The following is a 19,586-nucleotide window of genomic DNA, read 5'->3' on the forward strand; positions in this document are numbered from 1 at the left end:
ATTATGTCCGTTCGTCCCAAGCTGAAATGACCCGCTCGCCCACGGCGGGGCGGAGAGTCGCGATGCCGCTGTCGGCGTGGCGGGTCGGGTGGACCCGGTTGGTGAGCAACGTCCAGGCAAGGCCGCGCTCGAAATCGATCCAGAGGCCGGTTCCGGTGAAGCCCGTATGGCCGATGGTATTGGCCGAGCAGGTGTCGCCGCCGTGCCATCCGGTAAAGGCGCGCTCCCAGCCGCAGGTGCGATGGCGGTCGCCCGCGGTTCGGATTTCGGCGAGCATGGCGGGCGAGAGAATTTCGCCCGCCATCAGCGCGCGCGTGAAGCCGAGGACGCCCTCGACGGTGCCGAACAGCCCCGCATGGCCCGCGGCGCCGCCTAGCGCGAAGGCGTTTTCGTCATGGACCTCGCCCTTCATCACGCGCCCCCGCCAGCTGCAATGTTCGGTGGCGACCGCGGGGCCGGGCGGCGGGCCGAAGCCGAGCCCTTCGCCGAGTGGCCAATCCGACAGCGGTGCGCCGGTGAGGCGCTCGATCGCGATGCCGAGCAGGATGAAATTGATGTCCGAATAGACCGGCGGCCCGTGCCGCCATTCGCGTTGCAGCACGAAGGCGCGCAGCCGCGCCGGATCGTCGCCATAGGTATAGATGGGCTCTACCGCGGGCAGGAAGGTCCGATGCATCAGGCAGTCGCGGAAGGTTAGCCTGCGCTCGGCGGCGTTCGCGACGTCATATTGGCGGAGATCGGGAATTGCGTCGGTCAGCGGGCGGTCGAGGTCGAGGCGGCCCTGTTCGGCGAGCGTCAGGATCATCACGGTCGTCGCGATGACCTTGCTGAGCGAAGCGAGGTCGAACCAGTGCTCGCGCGTCAGCGCCTCACGCTCGGGGACGAGCGCGGCCATGCCGGCGAAGCGCACGGCACTTGCCCCCTGGGCGTCGATTACACCTAGCGCCGCGCCGGGAATGCGGCTGCTTTCGACCGCATCCAACGCTGGGGCGAAGCCCGCTTCGCAGACAGCTTCGATCGTCATGTCAGCCGCGCCTTCACGCGCACGATGACAGGTAACAGCAGGATCGCGGCAAAGCTCAATGCACCCGATAGCAGGAAGAAGCCGTCATAGCCGATCTCAGTCTGCATCGATCCCGACGCGCCCGCGAGCAGGCGCGGCAGCAGGAAGGCGAAGCCCGAGAGCAGCGCATATTGTGCGCCGGGATATTTGGGGCTGACCAGCATCGACAGATAGACGACGAAGACCGCGCCCGCGTAGCCGTTGCCGAACTGATCGACGGCGACCGAGGTGTAGAGGACGAAAGCCGAAGGCTCGCTGTGCCACAGCCAGACATAGATCCAGTTGCCGAGCGCCGCGGTCACCGCGCCGATCCCTAGCGTCCAACCGAGCGATAGCCGCGTCGACAGCCAGCCGCCGAGCGCGACGCCCGCCATGCTCGCCGACAGCGCGACGACGCCATCGGCGACGCCGATCTGGTGCAGACTGTAGCCCGCATCGTTCCACAGCGGGTGCGACAGGGTCAGCGCGAGCACATCGCCCATGCGGTATAGCGAAACGAACGCCAGCACGGCGAGGACGGCATAGCCGTAGCGCCAGAACAACTCGACATAGGGGGCTGCGAAGGTCGACATGCGCGCGGACGCATCCGCGGGCAGGCGGTTGATGCGGGGGAGGGCGAGCGCCAGCGCGGCGAAAGGCAGCAGCGCAATGGCGAGAACGACGGGGGTCACGTTGGTCCTGGCGGAAATGCCCGCGCCCTGTGCGACCGATAGCAGCGCCCAACCCACCGCTGCGGTCACGAGCGCGACGGCAAACAGGATGACGAGGCTGGCGAGGATTCCCTTCACCAGCGCACGCGCGCGGCGCGCACCCTCGTGCTCGGGCCGCATCGCCACGAGGATTGGGAAGGGGAGGAAGGCGGCGACCGCGATGACCAGATAGGCGATCGTCCAATCGGACCAAGCCGCCACCAGTATCGCGCCGCTGCCCGCCGCCACCATCGCGCTGCGATAGCCCCACAGGTTCGCGGCGACGAGCGGCGCCTGTTCGGCCTGGGTCGGCGCAAGCTCGATGCGCCAGCCGTCGGCTGCGACCTCGAGCGTCGTGGTCCAGAACGCGAGCAGGATGGCGAATAAGGCGGTCAGCGGCAGGCTCTTGTCGCTCGAGGTAAAGGCCATCGCGACCATGGAGAGGAAGATTCCAAGCTGCGACAACATGATCCAACCGCGCCGCCGCCCCCAGAAGCGTGCAAATCCGGGGATGTCATAGCGCTCGACCAGCGGCGCCCAGGCGAATTTGAACGTCGGCAGTAGCGCGATCCATGCGAAAAAGCCGATGATCACGATATCGACGCCGTGCCGCGACAGGCGCAGCGTCAGCACGGCGTTGAACATGTAAAAGGGCAGGCCGGCCGAAAAGCCGAGCAGCAGGTAGAGGCCGAGCAGGCGGCGCGTCGACGGCTTCACGGGGGCTTCGGCCGGGACCGCTCCCGCATCGACGGCGATGGCGGTCACGCCTGAGCCTCGGGTTCGATCGCCTTTTCCCAACGCGCCACGGTGCTCGTGACCGTCAGGTTTGCGCTCGCGCTCGCCACGGTGCGCGTCATGTCGAGCAGCCGGTCAAAGGGCAGGATGAAGCCGACAACGAGTGCCGTTTGTTCAGGCGACACGCCGACCGCCGACAGCACGGCGGCGAGCATGAAGAGCGAAGCCGACGGGATCGGCGCGGTGCCGAAGGCGGCGAGCGCGCCGGTGAGCAGGACGATTGCCAGCATCGGCAGGTCGGGTTCGACGCCGACGGCTTGCAGCGCGAATATGCTGAGCAGCCCGACATACATGGCGGTGCCGTCCTTCCCGATGCTCGCGCCGATCGGCAGGACGGTCTTGGCGACGCCGGGGGCGATGTGAAGATCTTCGAGCGCAATGCGCAGCGCGACGGGTAGGGTTGCCGCCGACGATGCGGTCGAGAAGGCCACTGCCAGCGCATCGACGATCTTGCGGTAGAAGCGCAACACCGGCTGTTTGGCGACGAAGGCGAGCAGCGGCACGTGAACCAGCAATATCTGCAGGACCACGCCCGCCGCGACCCCGACCGCCAGCCAGCCGATGTTGGCGAACACGGCGACGCCATTGTCGGCGACCGCTTTCGCAATCAGCGCCAGGACGCCGAAGGGCGTGATTTCCATGACGATCCGCACCAGCTGGAACAGGACATGCCCCGCCGATTGCAGCAGGTCGGCCATCGGGCGGCCCTGTTCACCGGCGAGGATGACGCCGAAGCCGAACAGGATCGAGAAGAAGATGATCGCGAGCATGTCGCCCGCGACCAGCGCTTCGACGATATTGAGCGGCACGATGCCGACCAGTTGGTCGTGCAGCGACTTGGGCTCGCCGAGTGCATGCGGCGCGGCGCTGCCGAGCGCGGCGCCCTGGCCGGGTTCGAGCAGCAGGCCGACGATCATGCCGATCGACACCGCGCAGAAAGTCGTCGCGGCGAACAGGGCGACCGTCCGCGCGCCGACCGAGCCCAGCTTTCGCGGGTCGGCGAGTGCGGTGACGCCCGAGGCGATGCTGATGAACACGATCGGCACGACGAGCATCCGGATCAGGCGGACGAAGAGTTCGCCGACGACGGCGATCGCATCGGTCGCGGCGGGCCAGACGAGGCCGAGCAGCACGCCGATCGCCATCGCGCCGAGCACCCTTTGCCACAGCGGCACCGCGAACCAGCGTCGAAGCAAGCCTGTCATCCGCCCCCTTACCCGATCGATTACGTCACATGCCGCCCCAGAAGCCGGGCTGCGGGGGCATCAGGATGCCGTTGTCCGCCCGAACCCCGCCCGCGCGATCCTCTGCAAGCCAGAGCGGCCCGTCAAGATCGACGAAGCTGCTCTGCGCCGCAATGGCCCAGGCCGGCGCGATCGACAGCGATGAACAGATCATGCAGCCGGTCATCACCCGCAGCCCGCGGGCCCGCGCCGCCTCCGCGAGTTCCAGCGCGGCGGTCAGTCCGCCCGTCTTGTCGAGCTTGATGTTCACCACGCCATAGCCGTCGGGCAGGCTTTCCAGATCGTCCGCCACGTGCGCCGCCTCGTCGGCTGCGATCGGAATCGCCGACCGGAAACCGATCAGGTCGCTGTCGGCGTCGGCGGGAAGCGGCTGTTCGAGCAGGTCGATGCGAAGGTCGGTCAACAGCCCTTGCAGGTCGCTGACTTCGGCGATCGTCCAGCTCTCGTTGGGATCGACGATCATCTTAGGTTTCGGGGCGGCGGCGCGGACGGCGCGGATCTGCGCGGCGGGATCGCTCCGATCGACCTTGACCTTCAGCAGCGGCGCGTCGGCGAGCGCGGCCGCCGCGGCCGCCATGCGGTCGGGCGCGTCGAGGCTGACGGTCATCGCGGTGACGATCGGGCGCAGCGGCGTTTCGAGGCCCAGCGCGGTCGCGATATCGGTTGCCGCAAGCCTCAGCTCGAGATCCCACAGCGCGCAATCGACGGCGTTGCGTGCGGCCCCGGCGGGCATCAGCTGCAAAAGCTCCTGCCGCGTGGCGCCTCGCTCGATCGCGCCGCGCGCCGCTTCGATTGTCAAGATGGTGCTCTCAGCGTTCTCGCCATAGCGCGGGTAGGGAACGCATTCACCGCGCCCGGTGCCCCCGTCCTGCGCAATCGCGACGGTCACCACCTGCGCGGCCGTCTTGACCCCGCGCGAGATGCGGAACGGGGTGTGCAGCGGCAGTATCTCGCCGGCAACGGTCAGGGTACGGGGCATATCGCTCGGGTCAGGCGGTGACGGCCGTTTGCGCCGTCGCATCGACATCCAGCAGCCGGTCGAGGATTGCCTCGACCCCGAAGCGGTAGGGGTCGCTCGTTGGCAGCCCGAACTCGGCCTCGATGCTCGCGCAGATTGCCTTCGCCTCGTCCTCTGTCATCGCCGAGGTGTTGAGCGCGATGCCGACGACGCGGACATCGGCATTGGTGAGCCGCGCGGCGGTCAGATTGGCCTCTATCGTCTGCGCGATGCCCGGCAGCGGATAGTGCGGCAGGCCGCGCATATGCGGGCGCACCGGGTCGTGGCAGATCACCAGCGCGTCGGGCTGCGCACCGTGGAGCAAGCCCATCGACACGCCGGCGAAGGAGGGATGGTAGAGCGAGCCCTGCCCCTCGATCAGATCCCAGCCGCCGTCGTCGCGCGCGGGTGACACCTGCTCGATCGCGCCCGAAATGAAGTCGGCGACCACCGCGTCGAGCGGCACGCCGTCGCCCGCGACCAAGATCCCGGTCTGCCCGGTTGCGCGGAAATCGGCGGCCACGCCGCGCTTTTTAAGCGCGCTGGCCAGGCAGAGCGTCGTGTACATCTTGCCGACCGAGCAATCGGTGCCGACGGTAAGGAGGCGCTTGCCGGCGCGTTTCTTGCCGTTGCCGATCGGAATGTCGGGCCGCGGGTCGCGTACGTCGTGCAGCCGTCGCCCCAGCCGCGCCGCGGCCTCGACCAGCCGCGGTTCGGCGTTGAGCCGGTGGTGCAGCCCCGATGCGATGTCGAGCCCCGCCTCCAACGCCGCGAGCGCGTCGACGATCAGCGCCTCGCCGAGCTTGCCCCCGGCGTTGGCGATGCCGAGCACCAGCGTCCGCGCGCCCGCCGCATGCGCCGCGGCGAAATCCATGCGCGGCAGGTCGAGCGTCAGCGGGCAATCGTCATGACGATATTCGCCGATGCAGATGTCGGGCCGGAACACGGCGAGTCCGCGCGAGGTCTTGATGTCGGCGGGGTCGGTCGAATGGCCGAGGTAGAGAAGATAAGGCGTTTCGATCATGGATCAGGGCAACCTGCGGATGACGGAAGCGCCGACCCTACTCTCGCCGGGCGCGGCGCCCCAATATCTAGCGCCATATATCCTATAGCCTGACGCTATAATCCTTCCAGCACCGTGGCAAGCGTCGCGAGAAAGGCCGACGCGGTTTTCGACGGCGGCCGGTTCTGAAGATAGACGGCGTTGATGTCGAAGGTGATCGCGGGCTGGAGCGGCCGGCTGGATACGCCGGGCGGCAGCGCCGCATGGGCAGTGAAATTGTCCACGATGGCCATGCCGACCCCGGCATTCACCAGTGCCGCCGCGACATAATAGGTTCGCGCCGATACGACTTCATCGAGCACGACTTCCAGCCGGCTGAGCTCGCTCGACAGCATTCGGCCAATCGGGCCGCCCTGGATGGGACTGATGAATTTGTGGCCGCAGAGCTCGTCGAGATGCAATCGCGGCGGCGCGCCGGGCATATCCTCTTCGCGATAGATGACGACCAACTCGCCCTCGCCGATGACCTGATGCGCGACGGGCGCGGACAGCGGCACCTCGAAACTGATCGCGATGTCGGTCTCATGCTCATAGAGTTTGCGTACCATTTCGTCGTGATGCAGCGTCTGGAGGTCGAACATCACATCGTCATGGTCGACGAGAAAGCGCGACACCGCCTCGGGCACCGCGCCGAGGCCGAGCGAGGGAAGCGCCGAGATGCGCAGCAGGCCGCCGCGGCCGTGACGCAGATTCTGGCACGCCTGCCGCAGCGATCGCACGCGGTCCTGAATGTCCGATACCTCGGCGAACAACGTATGCGCGTCCTGTGTCGGGATCAGCCGGCCCTTCGAGCGTTCAAACAGGGTGAGGCCGATCGAGCGTTCGGCGTGGCGCAGGACTTTCGTCACCGACGGCTGCGACACGTTGAGCGAGCGCGCGGCGGCGCTGACCGTGCCGTGCAGGAACACCGCGTGGAAGACCTCGATCTGGCGCAGATTCATCGCGTTCTTGTCCCTGTGAAGACTGCGCCGGCGTCGCCATTCAACGGATTGCCCGGCGGCGGCTCCTTCTCTATGCCATCGGGTTATAGGGGGTGCAACAACGCTCGCTGGACGCGCGGCGCCTGTTCGGGACATCTCGTTGCGGGACGCATCCGCCGAAAGGTCATGACATGCCGCTAGCCTCGCTTCGTATCGCCCGCACGATGGCCGCGTTCTCGGCCGCCGCCGCGATGCTCTGCGTTTCGGGCGCATCGGCGAAGGCCGACGAGGCGGTCGATGTCGTCATACGCGGCGGGATGATTTATGACGGCAGCGACTCCAAGCCCTTCGTTGGTGACGTCGCGATCCGCGGCGACCGGATCGTCTATGTCGGCCCGGCAGGCGGCTATGCCGCGGATCGCGTGATCGACGCGACCGGTCTGATCGTTGCGCCAGGTTTCATCGACCCGCACACCCATGCCGACGGCTTTCTGCGCTCGCCCGACAAGGCGGTCCGCGTCAACGCGGCATGGCTCAACCAGGGCGTCAGTACGGTGATGATCGGAGTCGATGGCGCCGGCACGCCCGATGTCGCCGAGGATGCCGCCCAGCTTCAGACCTCGGGCGTCGGGACCAATGTCGCCTTCTTCGTCGGCTTCGGGCCGGTGCGGCAGCGCGTCCTCGGGCAGGACGCCCGCGCACCCGATGCGGCGGAACTCGACCGGATGAGGGCGCTCGTCGCGAAGGGCATGTGCGAGGGCGCGCTGGGTCTGTCGACCGGACTCTTTTACGCGCCGCAAAGCTTTGCGAAAACCGGCGAAGTCGTAGCCGTGGCGCGCGAAGCGGCGATTCGCGGCGGGCTCTACGACACGCACCAGCGTGATGAATCAACCTACAGCATCGGCCTGCTCGGCTCGGTGCGGGAGGCGATCGAGATCGGGCGGCAGGCCGGCATGCCCGTGCATTTCGCGCATCTGAAGGCGCTCGGCGTCGATGTCCACGGTCAGGCGGGCGCGGTGATCGCGGCGATCGACGCCGCGCGCGCCGAGGGGGTCGATGTGACTGCCGACCAATATCCGTGGCTCGCTTCGGGATCGAACCTCGACGCGGCGCTGCTGCCGCGTTGGGCGGTCGATGGCGGCGGGCCAGCGCTGTTGAAGCGACTGGACGAACCGGCGACGCTTGCCCGGATCCGCGCCGAAATGCAGGACAATCTGCGCCGGCGCGGCGGAGCTGGAGCGCTGCTGCTGATCGCGCAAGGCTTTCCGTGGACCGGCCAAACCCTCGAGCAGGTCGCGGCGGAGTGGAAAGTCGACAGCCGCGACGCGGCGCTGCGCATCATCCGCCAGAGCGTCCAGGCGAAAGGCCTGGGCGAGCGCGGCGGCGGCACCTCGGTCGCCTCGTTCAACATGGCGCAGGCCGATGTCGACCTGCTGATGCAGCAGCCTTGGATGGTGACGTCGTCCGACGGATCGGACGGCCATCCGCGCATGTTCGCGACCTTTCCGGAGAAATATCTGCGCTATGTCCGCGAAAGGCAGGTCATCGATCTTGCGACCTTTGTCCGCCAGTCGACGGGGCGCACCGCCGACATCTACAAGCTCGACGGGCGCGGTTATCTGCGTTCGGGTTACTACGCCGACGTGCTGGTATTTGACCCCATCGAATACAGACCCCGCGCCCACTATGTGAACCCGCGCGAACTAAGCGCTGGGGTGCGTAAGCTGTTCGTCAACGGGGTGCTCGCCGTCGATGACGGCCGGACGACGGGCGCCGCCGCCGGCCGCGCGCTGCTCCGGCCGCCGCCGCGGGAGTGCGCAATTAAGGGCGGTTAAGGTTCGGACCCGTGCCTTGCCGATCGAGCACGGCCGTCAACGACGTTGCGGCGGCCCGGCCGAAGCCTGCCGGATCGCTCCCAGATGATCGGGATAAGCCATGATCGGGCTAAATGGTGCGGTCGAGAAGACTCGAACTTCCACGGCCTTTCGGCCACAACGACCTCAACGTTGCGCGTCTACCAGTTCCGCCACGACCGCACATCATGATGGTCCGGATCGGGTCCGGCACCAGGTAGGAGCGGGCGCCTAGCAAAGCTTTTCGGGCGATGCAAGCGAGCTTCTCGGCTTTTATTTCTTACGCCTGCGAAGCGACCGCGTCCGGGCTTCCGCTGCGCTATTCGCCGATGTCACCGAACCGACGCGAAAGCGTCACCCAAATGTCATCGCTCTGGCGTCAGACCGTCATCGAATCACCCTAGTGGCGGCGTCACCGGGGGCGAGACGGCGACTCTTCACTCGTTCACGGCCTGTTTTTTCATCGCGCCGCAGGCGCACACCGGGAACGGAGATATCATGGCGGCTTTTGCGCGCGTTCGTTTGGTCATGCTCACCAGCGTGGCCTGTTCTACCCTCGCAGCCTGCGGCGCCGACGATATCGCGTCGCCGGGCACCGGCGGTCCTATCATCATCAACCCGACGCCGACCCCGACTCCCACCCCGACTCCGACGCCGACCCCCGTGTCGGTGACCCCGGCCGCCGGCTGTCCGACCGTTGGCGGCGGCACGCTCACCGACAGCGGCACGATCGCCAACGCCTCGGTCGGCAGCTTTCGCGTCTGCACGCTGCCGGCGCGCTTCACCGCCAGCTCGACGCTGCCGAAAATCGCCGGGCTCGTCTATCGCATCAACGGCCGCGTCGACGTGGGCTTCGACCAGGGGCCGACCGAGGAAACGACCGATCCGACCGACGTCGTCCTGACGATCGAACCGGGCGTCATCCTCTACGGTGAATCGGGTCCGTCATGGATTAACGTCAACCGCGGCAACCGCATTTCGGCCGTCGGCACCGCCACGCGCCCAATCATCTTCACCAGCCGCGACAACATCCAGGGCCTGAACACCGAAAATTCGTCGGGCCAGTGGGGCGGCGTCGTGCTGAGCGGCCGGGGCCGGATCACCGATTGTGCCGCCACCGCAGCGGCCCCGGGCACCAACGCCTGCGAACGCCAGACCGAAGGCGCGGTCGACCCGGCGCTCTATGGCGGCGAGCTCAACACCGACAACAGCGGCACGATCAGCTATGTCCAGATCCGCTTCTCGGGCTACATTCTCTCGGGCAACAGCGAGCTGCAATCGCTGACGCTTCAGGGCGTGGGCTCGGCGACGCAGATCGACCATGTCCAGTCGTACAACAGCTCGGACGACGCGATTGAGGTGTTCGGCGGCAACACGCATGTGAAGCACTTTATTTCGGTCGGGGCCGAAGACGATAATCTCGACACCGACGTCGGTGCGAAAGCGAACTTCCAGTACGGCATCCTTGTCCAGCGTCCGAACGTCGGCGACTCGATGATCGAAGCCGACACCGACAACGACCGCGATGGCAACACCCCGCGCCAGAACACCCGCGTGTCGAACTATGTCTTCGTGCAGAATTCGACCAACAGCTCGTCGAACCAGGCGACCTTCCTGCTGCGCGGCGGCACGGACTATGGCCTCTACAACTCGGTCGTCGTCAGCCCGAACAACTCGTGCCTCCGCATCAGCCGCACCCAGACGGCGTCGGGAACGCAGGATGCGGCGGTCGACGAATTTGGCGCTCCGCTCTTCCGCTCGGTCCTCATGCAGTGCGGCGCGACGAAATATATCGGCAGCAACGGCGTCACCGCGGGCGACGTCCAGGCGATTTTCGGCACCGGCACCAACGGTAACAACGACGCCTATACGCCGACGCTGACCAACGTCTTCGTCAACGGCGCGACCGAAACAGCGGTTACGCCGTTCAACGTGTCGACGCTGAACGGTACGACGTTCAACGGCTTTGCGCTGACGCGGGCGGGCTTCTTCGACGCAGTAACCTACATCGGCGCGGTCAGCGGCGCGAGCGACACCTGGTATCAGGGTTGGACGTGCAACAGCGCGACGGCGAACTTCGGTACGACCAACTCGGGCCTGTGCACCGCGATCCCGACCACCTGAGGCTTCGGCTCTTGGAGGGGAGGGGGCGGTCCAGGCCGCGCCCTCCCTTTCCCGCATTTTTATGAGTTTCTGAGGGGTGACTGTCATGTCCAAGCCGATCCGGCTCGCCAGCCTTTTTTTGATCACCACGGCGCTCGTCGCGCCCGCCCCGGCGATGGCGCAATCGGACCCCGCCGCGGAAACCGCGGCGCCGCCCGCGGCCGATCCGGCCGCCGACACGCCTGCCGAGGCGGCGACCGACGAAGCGCCGGCCGATGACGACACCGACGTCTCGATCCCCGGCGGCGAGATCGTCGTCACCGGCCGCCGCAACGCCAATATCGAACGCACCGCGCCGCAGGTCGTCTCGGTCCTCGGCGCTGCCGACATCGCGCGGACGGGCGAAGGCAATATCGCCGGCGCCCTCGGTCGCGTCACCGGGCTTAGCGTCGTCGGCAACGGCTTCGTCTATGTCCGCGGCCTTGGCGACCGCTATTCGCTCGCGCTGCTCAACGGCTCGCCGCTGCCGAGCCCGGAGCCGCTGAAGCGCGTCGTTCCCCTCGACATCTTTCCGAGCAGCATCATCGCCTCGTCGCTGGTGCAGAAGAGCTATTCGGCAAACTTCCCCGGTGAATTCGGCGGCGGCGTGATCAACCTCACGACCAAGGCCGTTCCGCGCGACGCCTTTCTGCAGGTCGGCGGCAGCATCGGCGGCAATTCCGAAACGACGGGCCAGCTTGGCTATACCTATTATGGGTCGAGCACCGACTGGACCGGCTTTGGCGACGGCGAACGCAATCTGCCGTCCGCGTACAAGGCTTGGCGCGCGTCGGGGCTTCGCATCAACGACCCGAGCGTCAACCAGCAGGCGATCGCCGGCCAATTCGTCACCGGCCGCAATGCGATCGTCCAGCGCAACGACAATATGCCGGTCAATTGGGGTGCCAATGTTACCGGCGGCAAATCCTGGACGCTTGGCAGCACCGAAGTCGGCCTGATTGCGACGGCGGGCTATACCAGCCGCTGGCGCACGCGCGACGTAACGCAGCAAACCGCGAACGCGCTCGATCTGTCGTCGCTCAACACCAACGTCAACCGCGTGATCACCGACAATCGCGTCGTGGTGAACGGGCTGATCGGTCTCAGCGCCGAATTCGGCGAAAACAAGGTGCGCTGGACCAATCTCTATATCCGCGACACGATCAAGCAGGCGCGTCTCGGCGCCGAAGACCGCCCGCTGACCGCGGATTCGAACCCCGGTGTCAGCTTCCTGTATCAGGACACCGCCTGGTTCGCGCGTCAGCTGTTCAACACCCAGTTCGTCGGCGAATTCCAGCCCTTCGACGACCTCAGCGTTGACGTGCGCGCAAGCTATGCCAATTCGCGGCGCGAAGCGCCGTTTGAACTGAGCTTTCTCTACAGCCGCTCAAACAGCGCGACCGATCCCTTCGGCCAATTCTATACGAACACGCTGAACACGGGCCAGCGTCCGGGCAGCGCGACGATCGCCTTTTCGGAGCTCAACGAGAATCTCTATTCGGCGGGCGTCGACTTCACCTACGAGCTCTCGCCAACGGTGAAGGCGGTCTATGGCTATGCCTATGCCGATACCAACCGCGTCACCGAACGCCGCGATTTTCTGTTTCAGGGCAACAACAATATCCCGTTGGCCATTTCGATTCTGCGCCCTGACCAGTTGCTGTCGCAGGCGGTGATCTGTTTCCCGCCGCTCAACCCGCCGACCGATCCCAATTGCCCGGCGAACCCCAGCCCGACGGGTATCAGCCTTGTCGACAGCACCGGTTCGAACCCGACTTTCGAGGCGATCCTGCGCAATCATGCGGCGTATTTCCAGCTGCAGGCCGACCTGCTCGACGGGTTGAACATCAACGCTGGTGTTCGCTATGAAACCGCTGTGCAACGCGTCAGCGCGGTGCAGGTCTATAACGTCAGCCCGACGCTGCCGCCCCCGACCAGCCTCAACCGCGACTATTTCCTGCCCGCCGCGACGCTCACCTACGAGCTGCAGCCGCAGATGCAGGTGCGCCTCAGCGCATCAAAAACGATCGCCCGGCCGCAGTTCCGCGAGCTGGTGTTCCAGACCTATTATGATCCGGACACCAACCGGACCTTCCAGGGCAACCCGCAACTCGTCGACAGCCAGCTCTATAACGCCGAAGGGCGCTTCGAATGGTATTTCGCGCCCGAACAGCGCGTGTCGATCGGCGGCTTTTGGAAGAAGATCAAAAATCCGATCGAAACCTACGCCAGCTCGGACGGCAACAGCGTGACGACGCGGTTCGCCAATGCGCCGGAAGCGACGCTCTATGGCGCCGAGTTCGAGGTCCAAAAATTCTTCGAGCTCAGCGGCTGGGGCGATGGCTTTTTCGCGACCCGCCGCGGCGTGTTCATCGGCAATTACACCTATTCAAAGTCCAAGCTTAAGGTCGCCGCCGATGACCCGGTTCAGGCTTTTCCGTTCACCGGCGCGACGTTGGCCAGCCAATTCTTCCGCGACGGTGCGCCGTTGACCGGCCAGTCGGATCATCTGGTGAACGTCGAATTCGGCCTCGAGGACACGGAGAGACTGTCGCAGCAGACGATACTGGTCTCCTATGCCTCGGATCGTATCACGCGTCGCGGTCCGTCTGGTCAGCCCGATATCTTCGAACGCCCCAGCATCCAGGTCGATTTCGTCGCGCGGCAGGGCGTCTCGATGTTCGGCAAGGAGCTGGAGCTGAAGTTCGAGGCCCGCAACATTTTCGGTACGAAGTACAAGGAACTGCAGCAGAACGGCGACAACATCATCTACTATAACCTCTATAAGACCGGCACGACTTTTTCGCTGGGCGGCACGTTGAAGTTTTAGGCGTCCCTTGCGCGCTACCCCGGTTTTGGCCGGGGTGGCGACTGCGACGAGCCGTGCAGGGCGGACTCGCCCCTCTGACAAAAAACTGTAATCTTCCCGTCAACTGATTGTCACCGTTCGCCTCTAGGCGATTCGCGAGACGGGTTTCAGTTAAGGGGGACAGGACGATTTCATGGCGACGCTGATGTCCGGATCGGCCGTTCGGTTGCCACGCGCGCTCCCGTCGTGGTTGCGCGTCCGGGGGGGCTCGCCGCGGGAAATCTGGCCGCTGCTGCTGGTCGGCCTGCTCGGAGCCCTGCTGGTGTGGCAGGCGGTGCGATTGCTCTGGGCGCTGGTCGTGCCCCTGTCGCCGCTCGGCGCCTGGCAGCCGCAGACCGCGGTGATCGCATCGCCGGCCGAACGCCGCGCGCTCTTTTCCAGCCTGGACCCCTTCTTCCGCTCAAGCGCAGCCGGGCCTGCGAATGCGACGGTGACGTCCGCCGGCCTCACGCTGTTCGGCATCAACATCAACGAAGCGACCGGCGGCGGCTCTGCTATCATCGCGGGCGAAGACGGGGTGCAAAACAGCTATGCGGTCGGCGACGAGGTCGCGCCGGGGCTGAAGCTTGTCGGTGTCGCCTTCGACCATGTGCTGCTCGACCGCGGCGGCGCCCGTGAGAGCCTGTTCCTGGACCAGAGCAGCGACGCGCCTGTTGCCGCGCCGAATGCGGCCACGCCGCTGCCTGCGCCTACCCCCGAGGTCGGATCAACACCCGCGGGTGGCGAACTTTCGCCTGCCGCGATCAAGGCCGGCGTCGGCTTCGCGCCGCGCACCGAGAATGGCAAGGTCACAGGGCTGGTCGTCCAGCCGCAGGGCGACGGCGGCGCTTTCCGCGCCGCGGGCCTGCGCCCCGGGGACGTCATCCGATCGGTCGGCGGCCGGCCGATCGGCTCGGCGGCCGATGCCGCCGCGCTCGCCAATCAGCTCGCGCCGGGCGCACGCCTCTCGCTCGAGGTCGAGCGCGGCGCCAGCGTCGTCCCGGTCGCCATCTTCCTGTCCAAACAATAGAGATCCATGCGCTTCAAACTCTCCTTGATGCTTGCCGCCGCGCTCGTTTCTGCCACGCCTGTCCCTGCGCTCGCGCAATATACGCTGAACGTGCGCGACGCCGATATCCGCGCCTTCATCCAGGACGCGGCGCGGATCACCGGGCGCACTTTCGTGATCGACGGCCGCGTCAACGGCAAGGTGTCGGTCGTCACCGACCGGCCGCTGTCGCGGAGCGAGTATTTCGAAATCTTCCTGTCGACGTTGCGTTCGAACGGCCTCGTCGCGGTGCCGGGGCCGAACGGCAGCTACCGCGTCCAGCCGATCGATGGCGCCGCGGCACAGCCGGGCCGCATCGGCAGCGGCGGCGCGGCGCAGAACCAGTTCGTCACCGAAATCATCCGCTTGAAACATATCGACGCTGTCGCCGCGGTCGAAACCCTGCGCCCGCTGGTCAGCCCGCAGGGTTCGCTGACCGCCAACCGCAACGCGAACAGCCTGGTCGTCGCCGATTTCGCCGACAATATCCGCCGCATCCGTTCGCTGGCGGCGAGCATCGACCGCGACAGTTCGACCAGCCAGATCGTTACGCTCAAAAATGCCGGCGCGCGTGAGATCGCCGCCGCGCTCACCGCGCTTGTCCCGGCGGCGGGCGAGGGCGCGCGCGCGCCGCTGGCAATCGTGCCGATCGACAGCAGCAACGCGATCGCGCTGCGCGGCGACCAGGCGCTCGTCGCGCGGTTTGCGTCGATGGCGAACGACCTCGATGCGAAAGCAGCCGGCGGGACCGAACTGCGCGTCTATTGGCTGGAACATGCCAATGCCGAGACATTGCTGCCGACCTTGCAGCAACTCGTCGGCGGCGGCAGCGATCCGGCGCAGAAGGCGGGGCTGCCTCCGGCGACTTCTTCGTCTTCTGCCTCGACGGGCAGCGCGCCGGCGCCATCGGCACCGGCAGCCACCACCTCGACCTCGGTCAGCGGCTCGGGCGGCAGCATCGCGACGCGCGGCCCCGCGATCGTCACGCGCTACGAGGGCGCGAACGCGATCATCGTCGCCGCGAACAGCGATGTGCAGCGGATGCTCGGGGAGTTGATCCGCCAGCTCGACAGCCGGCGGCAACAGGTGCTTGTCGAGGCCATCGTCGTCGAAATCGGCGACGATGCGGCGAAGCGCCTCGGCGTCCAGTTCCTGCTCGGCGGCAAGAATATCCCATTCGTCGCGACCAATTACAGCAATGCCCAGCCGAACATCTTCACGCTGGGCGGCGCCTATGCGGCGAACCGGCTGTCGCAGGAGACGACCACGGTCAACGGCAACACGACGGTCACTCAAACAAACAGCGCGCTCGGCAACAGTCTGCAGGAAGCGGCTGCGGCATCGCTCCTCACGGCGACCGGTGGCTTTGCGGGTTTTGCTGGCGATATCGGCAAGAACACCATCTTCGGCGCGATCATCAATGCGGTGAAGTCGGACACGACCTCGAACCTGCTCGCAACGCCGCACATCGTCACCCTCGACAATCAGGCCGCGAAATTCCTCGTGGGGCAGGAAGTACCAATCACGACGGGCGAGGCGCTTTCGGACAATTTCGACAACGCCTTCCGCACGGTCCAGCGCGAAGAGGTCGGGATCAAGCTGGAGGTGACGCCGCAGGTCAATGGCGCGGGCGAGGTGAAGCTGTTTCTGCGGCAGGAAGTGTCGAGCGTCGCCGGCCCCGTATCGTCGCGCAACAGCGACCTGATCCTCAACAAGCGCTCTTTCGAGACGGTGCTGACCGTCGATGACGGCGAGATTCTGGCGATCGGCGGCCTGCTCAACGACGATGAGCGCAAGACGATCGAGCGTATCCCGCTGCTCAGCGACATTCCGCTGATCGGCGAATTGTTCAAGTCGCGCAGCCGCAGCCGCTCGAAGACCAACCTGATGGTCTTTATCCGTCCGACGGTTCTGCGCAATCGTGAGGATAATGCCGCGCTCACCGCGCGCCGCTATGGCTATATCCGCGACTTCCAGTTGCAGCGGAACCCCGACGAAGAGCCCGCGATCGACACGCTGGTGCGCGACTATCTGGGCGCCGTGCCGCCGGTTCCGACCGAAGCGACCGCCGCCGATATCACCGTCGGCCCCGTCAACCTGCCCGAACTGCGCGGCCCCGACGGCAAGGTGATCAGCACCGACGTGCCCCCTTCGGTGTCGCAAGCGCCCGCACCCCCGCCCGGAGACTATCCGTGACCGACATCGAACCGGCGGCGCCTCCCCCGGCGCCGGTCGATATTCCCTATGGATTCGCGCGAAGCCACGGCGTCGTCATCGCGCAGGACGGCGAGGGACGCTGGCTCGCCACCTTGCGGGAGGGCAGCGATCCTGCGGTGCTGATCGAGGTGAAGCGCTATCTCGCGGCGCCGATCCGCGTCGCCACGGCAAACGCCGCCGATTTCGACCGGCTGCTCTCCGACCATTATGCCGTCGACGCCTCGGCCGCCGCGATGGCGGGCACGGTGGGCGGCAGCGACCTCGAACTCGGCATCCCCAGCGCCGAGGATCTGCTCGACAGCGCCGACGATGCGCCCGCGATCCGGCTGATCAATGCGATCATCGCCGAAGCGGTGCGGCAGGGGGTCAGCGACATCCATATCGAACCCTATGAAAGCGGGCTTGTCGTGCGCATGCGCACCGACGGCGTGCTGCGCGAACATCTGCGGATGCCGCCGCACGTCGCGCCGGTCGTCGTCAGCCGCATCAAGGTCATGGCGCGCCTCGACATTGCCGAGCGCCGCGTGCCGCAGGACGGGCGGATCGCGCTGACGCTGGCGGGCAAGGCGGTCGACGTCCGCGTCTCGACCCTGCCGAGCCGGGCGGGCGAGCGCGTCGTGATGCGTATCCTCGACAAGGAGACGGCAGGGATCGATTTCGACGTGCTCGGCCTGGCGGGCGAGGCCGACCGGATCTTGCGCGAGGCGCTGGCCGAGCCCAATGGCATCATCCTCGTCACAGGGCCGACCGGATCGGGCAAGACGACGACGCTCTATGCGGCGCTCAAGCAGCTCAACGACGGCCAGCGCAATATCCTGACGGTCGAGGATCCGGTCGAATATGCCGTCGACGGGGTCGGACAGACGCAGGTCAACAACAAGGTCGGGCTCGATTTTGCCGCGGGGCTGCGCGCGATCCTGCGCCAGGACCCCGACGTCGTGATGGTCGGCGAAATCCGCGACCGCGAGACCGCCGATATCGCGGTACAGGCGTCGCTGACCGGCCACCTCGTGCTGTCGACCGTCCACACCAACGACGCGGTCGGTGCGATCACGCGCCTCAAGGATCTGAAGGTCGAGCCCTTCCTACTCGCCTCCACCCTGCGCGCGGTGCTGGCGCAGCGGCTTGTCCGCAAGCTCTGCGACCATTGCCGCGAGCCGGTGCAGGCCGACAACAGCGTCGCCGCCATGCTCGGGCTCGACATCGGCACAGTCATCTGGCGCCCTAAGGGGTGCGACCAGTGCGGCGGCACCGGCTTCAAGGGGCGCATTGGGGTGTTCGAGGCGATCAAGGTCGACGAGACCGTGCGCCGCTACATCTATGCCGGCGGCGACGAGGCGATGATCGCGAAGCACGCCTTTCTGAAGGCGCCGACCCTCGCCAGCGCGGCCCGCACGATGGTCGCCAAGGGGCTGACGACGCCCGAGGAAGCGATCCGCATCGCGCGGCGCGAGGATGTCGATGCCTGACTATCGCTATGTGGCGATTGATCCCCAGGGCCGCGAGCGCAAGGGGCGGCTGACCGCCGCCAACGACGATGCCGCCCGCGCTGACCTCGTTCGCCGCAAATTCCATATCGTCGCGGTCGAAGAGGCGGGGAGCAAGCCCGTCGCCAGCCGCTCGCTGCTCGCGTTTCGCAAGGGCAGGCTGGGCCATAAGGAGCTGGCGCTCTTCACGCGTCAGCTCGCGACGCTCGTCGAAGTCGCGCCCCTCGAAGAGGCGCTGCGCACGCTGACCCGCCAGAGCGAGGCCGAAAGCGCACGAGCGGTGATCGCCGACGTCCACGCCGGCCTGCTCGAAGGGCGCCGCCTCGCCGACGCGATGGGGCGCCAGCCGGGCAGCTTCCCGCCGCTCTATCGCGCGATGGTCGCGGCGGGCGAGACGACGGGCAGCCTGACGACGATCCTCGCGCGCCTCGCCGACCTGCTCGAACGCCAAGCCGAGGTGCGCGGCAAGCTGATCGCGGCGCTCGCCTATCCGGTCGTGCTTGCGATCGTCGCAATCGGGGTCGTGGCGGCGTTGATGATCTTTGTCGTGCCGCGCGTTGTCGAGCAGTTCACCGATGTCGGCCAGCAACTGCCATTCCTGACCCGCGCGGTCATCGCGATTTCAAGTTTTGCCGCGAGCTGGTGGTGGCTGATCGCCTTGCTGATCGCCGCCGCGATATTCGGCTGGGTCACGGCGATGCGCCGCCCCGATTTCAAGGCCGCGGTCGATGCTCGGCTGCTTCGCCTGCCGCTTTTCGGCCGGTTGCTCCGCGATCTCCATGCCGCCCGCTTCGCGCGCACGCTGTCGACGATGGTGTCGAGCCGGCTGCCGCTGGTCGAGGGGCTGCGGCTGACCGTGCCGACGATCCGCAACGCTGCGCTTGCCGCGGCGACCGCCAGCATCGTCGACCAGGTGCGCGCAGGGGGCAGCCTGTCGGCAGCGCTCCGCGACGCCGGCGTCTTTCCGCCGCTGCTGGTCTATATGACCGCGAGCGGCGAAAGCGCGGGGCGGCTCGAGCAGATGCTGGAGCGCGCCGCCGACTATCTCGAGCGCGAGTTCGACCGCTTCACCGCCGCGTCGATGGCCTTACTCGAACCTGTCATAATTGTCGTTATGGGGTCGTGCGTCGCCCTCATCATCCTCGCCATCCTGCTGCCGATCCTCCAGTTGCAGAACCTTGCCGGACTATGAAAATGTCGCTGATGAAGTTAATCATTCG

13 protein-coding genes and 1 tRNA gene are annotated in these 19,586 nt (G+C 66.6%); 7 read left to right on the forward strand and 7 right to left on the reverse strand.

Going from position 1 to position 19,586, the window contains the following annotated elements; all coding sequences use genetic code 11:
- Position 1: 1 nt before the first annotated feature.
- From ATE67_RS01530 to ATE67_RS01555, 6 genes are all read right to left on the reverse strand, one after another.
- A complete protein-coding gene (locus ATE67_RS01530; protein WP_058814931.1) occupies positions 2-1,024 on the reverse strand; it encodes a serine hydrolase domain-containing protein in 1,023 nt (340 codons plus the stop codon).
- A complete protein-coding gene (locus ATE67_RS01535; RefSeq protein ID WP_058814932.1) occupies positions 1,021-2,517 on the reverse strand; it encodes a hypothetical protein in 1,497 nt (498 codons plus the stop codon). Before ATE67_RS01535 ends, ATE67_RS01530 begins: the two co-directional genes overlap by 4 nt.
- On the reverse strand, positions 2,514-3,752 hold the full coding sequence (locus tag ATE67_RS01540) for a dicarboxylate/amino acid:cation symporter (RefSeq protein ID WP_058814933.1): 1,239 nt from the start codon (positions 3,750-3,752) through the stop codon (positions 2,514-2,516). The genes ATE67_RS01535 and ATE67_RS01540 overlap by 4 nt, the downstream gene beginning before the upstream one ends.
- Positions 3,753-3,777: 25 nt before the next feature.
- Positions 3,778-4,770, reverse strand: a complete 993-nt coding sequence (gene dgcA, locus ATE67_RS01545; protein WP_058814934.1) for an N-acetyl-D-Glu racemase DgcA — start codon at positions 4,768-4,770, stop codon at positions 3,778-3,780.
- 10 nt (positions 4,771-4,780) lie between these two features.
- Positions 4,781-5,812, reverse strand: a complete 1,032-nt coding sequence (dgcN, locus tag ATE67_RS01550; protein WP_058814935.1) for an N-acetyltransferase DgcN — start codon at positions 5,810-5,812, stop codon at positions 4,781-4,783.
- Positions 5,813-5,907: 95 nt separating this feature from the next.
- Positions 5,908-6,792: a LysR family transcriptional regulator gene (locus ATE67_RS01555; RefSeq protein ID WP_058814936.1), complete on the reverse strand. Its 885-nt coding sequence runs from the start codon at positions 6,790-6,792 to the stop codon at positions 5,908-5,910.
- 230 nt (positions 6,793-7,022) lie between these two features.
- Between ATE67_RS01555 and ATE67_RS01560 the strand changes: the two genes are divergently transcribed.
- Positions 7,023-8,606 (forward strand): N-acyl-D-amino-acid deacylase family protein, encoded by a 1,584-nt coding sequence (locus ATE67_RS01560; RefSeq protein WP_058815215.1) that lies wholly within the window; start codon positions 7,023-7,025, stop codon positions 8,604-8,606.
- Between the two features lie 114 nt (positions 8,607-8,720).
- On the opposite strand, the gene ATE67_RS01565 is transcribed toward ATE67_RS01560, so the two are convergent.
- Positions 8,721-8,807, reverse strand: a tRNA-Leu gene (locus ATE67_RS01565).
- A 315-nt stretch (positions 8,808-9,122) separates the two neighbouring features.
- On the opposite strand from ATE67_RS01565, the gene ATE67_RS01570 reads away from it, so the two are divergent.
- From ATE67_RS01570 to gspF, 6 genes are all read left to right on the forward strand, one after another.
- A complete protein-coding gene (locus ATE67_RS01570) occupies positions 9,123-10,748 on the forward strand; it encodes a hypothetical protein (RefSeq protein WP_058814937.1) in 1,626 nt (541 codons plus the stop codon).
- 85 nt (positions 10,749-10,833) lie between these two features.
- Entirely contained in the window at positions 10,834-13,596 is a 2,763-nt protein-coding gene (locus ATE67_RS01575; protein ID WP_058814938.1) for a TonB-dependent receptor domain-containing protein, read from the forward strand.
- 172 nt (positions 13,597-13,768) lie between these two features.
- Positions 13,769-14,644 carry a type II secretion system protein N gene (locus ATE67_RS01580; RefSeq protein WP_082660136.1) on the forward strand — a complete coding sequence of 292 codons (876 nt, stop codon included), beginning with the start codon at positions 13,769-13,771 and terminating at the stop codon, positions 14,642-14,644.
- A gap of 6 nt (positions 14,645-14,650) precedes the next feature.
- Positions 14,651-16,858, forward strand: a complete 2,208-nt coding sequence (gene gspD, locus ATE67_RS01585; protein WP_058814939.1) for a type II secretion system secretin GspD — start codon at positions 14,651-14,653, stop codon at positions 16,856-16,858.
- A complete protein-coding gene (locus ATE67_RS01590; RefSeq protein WP_058814940.1) occupies positions 16,855-18,348 on the forward strand; it encodes a GspE/PulE family protein in 1,494 nt (497 codons plus the stop codon). Before gspD ends, ATE67_RS01590 begins: the two co-directional genes overlap by 4 nt.
- The gene (gene gspF, locus ATE67_RS01595; protein ID WP_058815217.1) at positions 18,341-19,558 is read left to right on the forward strand and encodes a type II secretion system inner membrane protein GspF; all 1,218 of its coding nucleotides are present in this window, start codon (positions 18,341-18,343) and stop codon (positions 19,556-19,558) included. Before ATE67_RS01590 ends, gspF begins: the two co-directional genes overlap by 8 nt.
- Positions 19,559-19,586: the final 28 nt, after the last annotated feature.

The sequence above is a fragment of the Sphingopyxis sp. H050 genome (genome assembly GCF_001468265.1).
Lineage (GTDB): Bacteria > Pseudomonadota > Alphaproteobacteria > Sphingomonadales > Sphingomonadaceae > Sphingopyxis.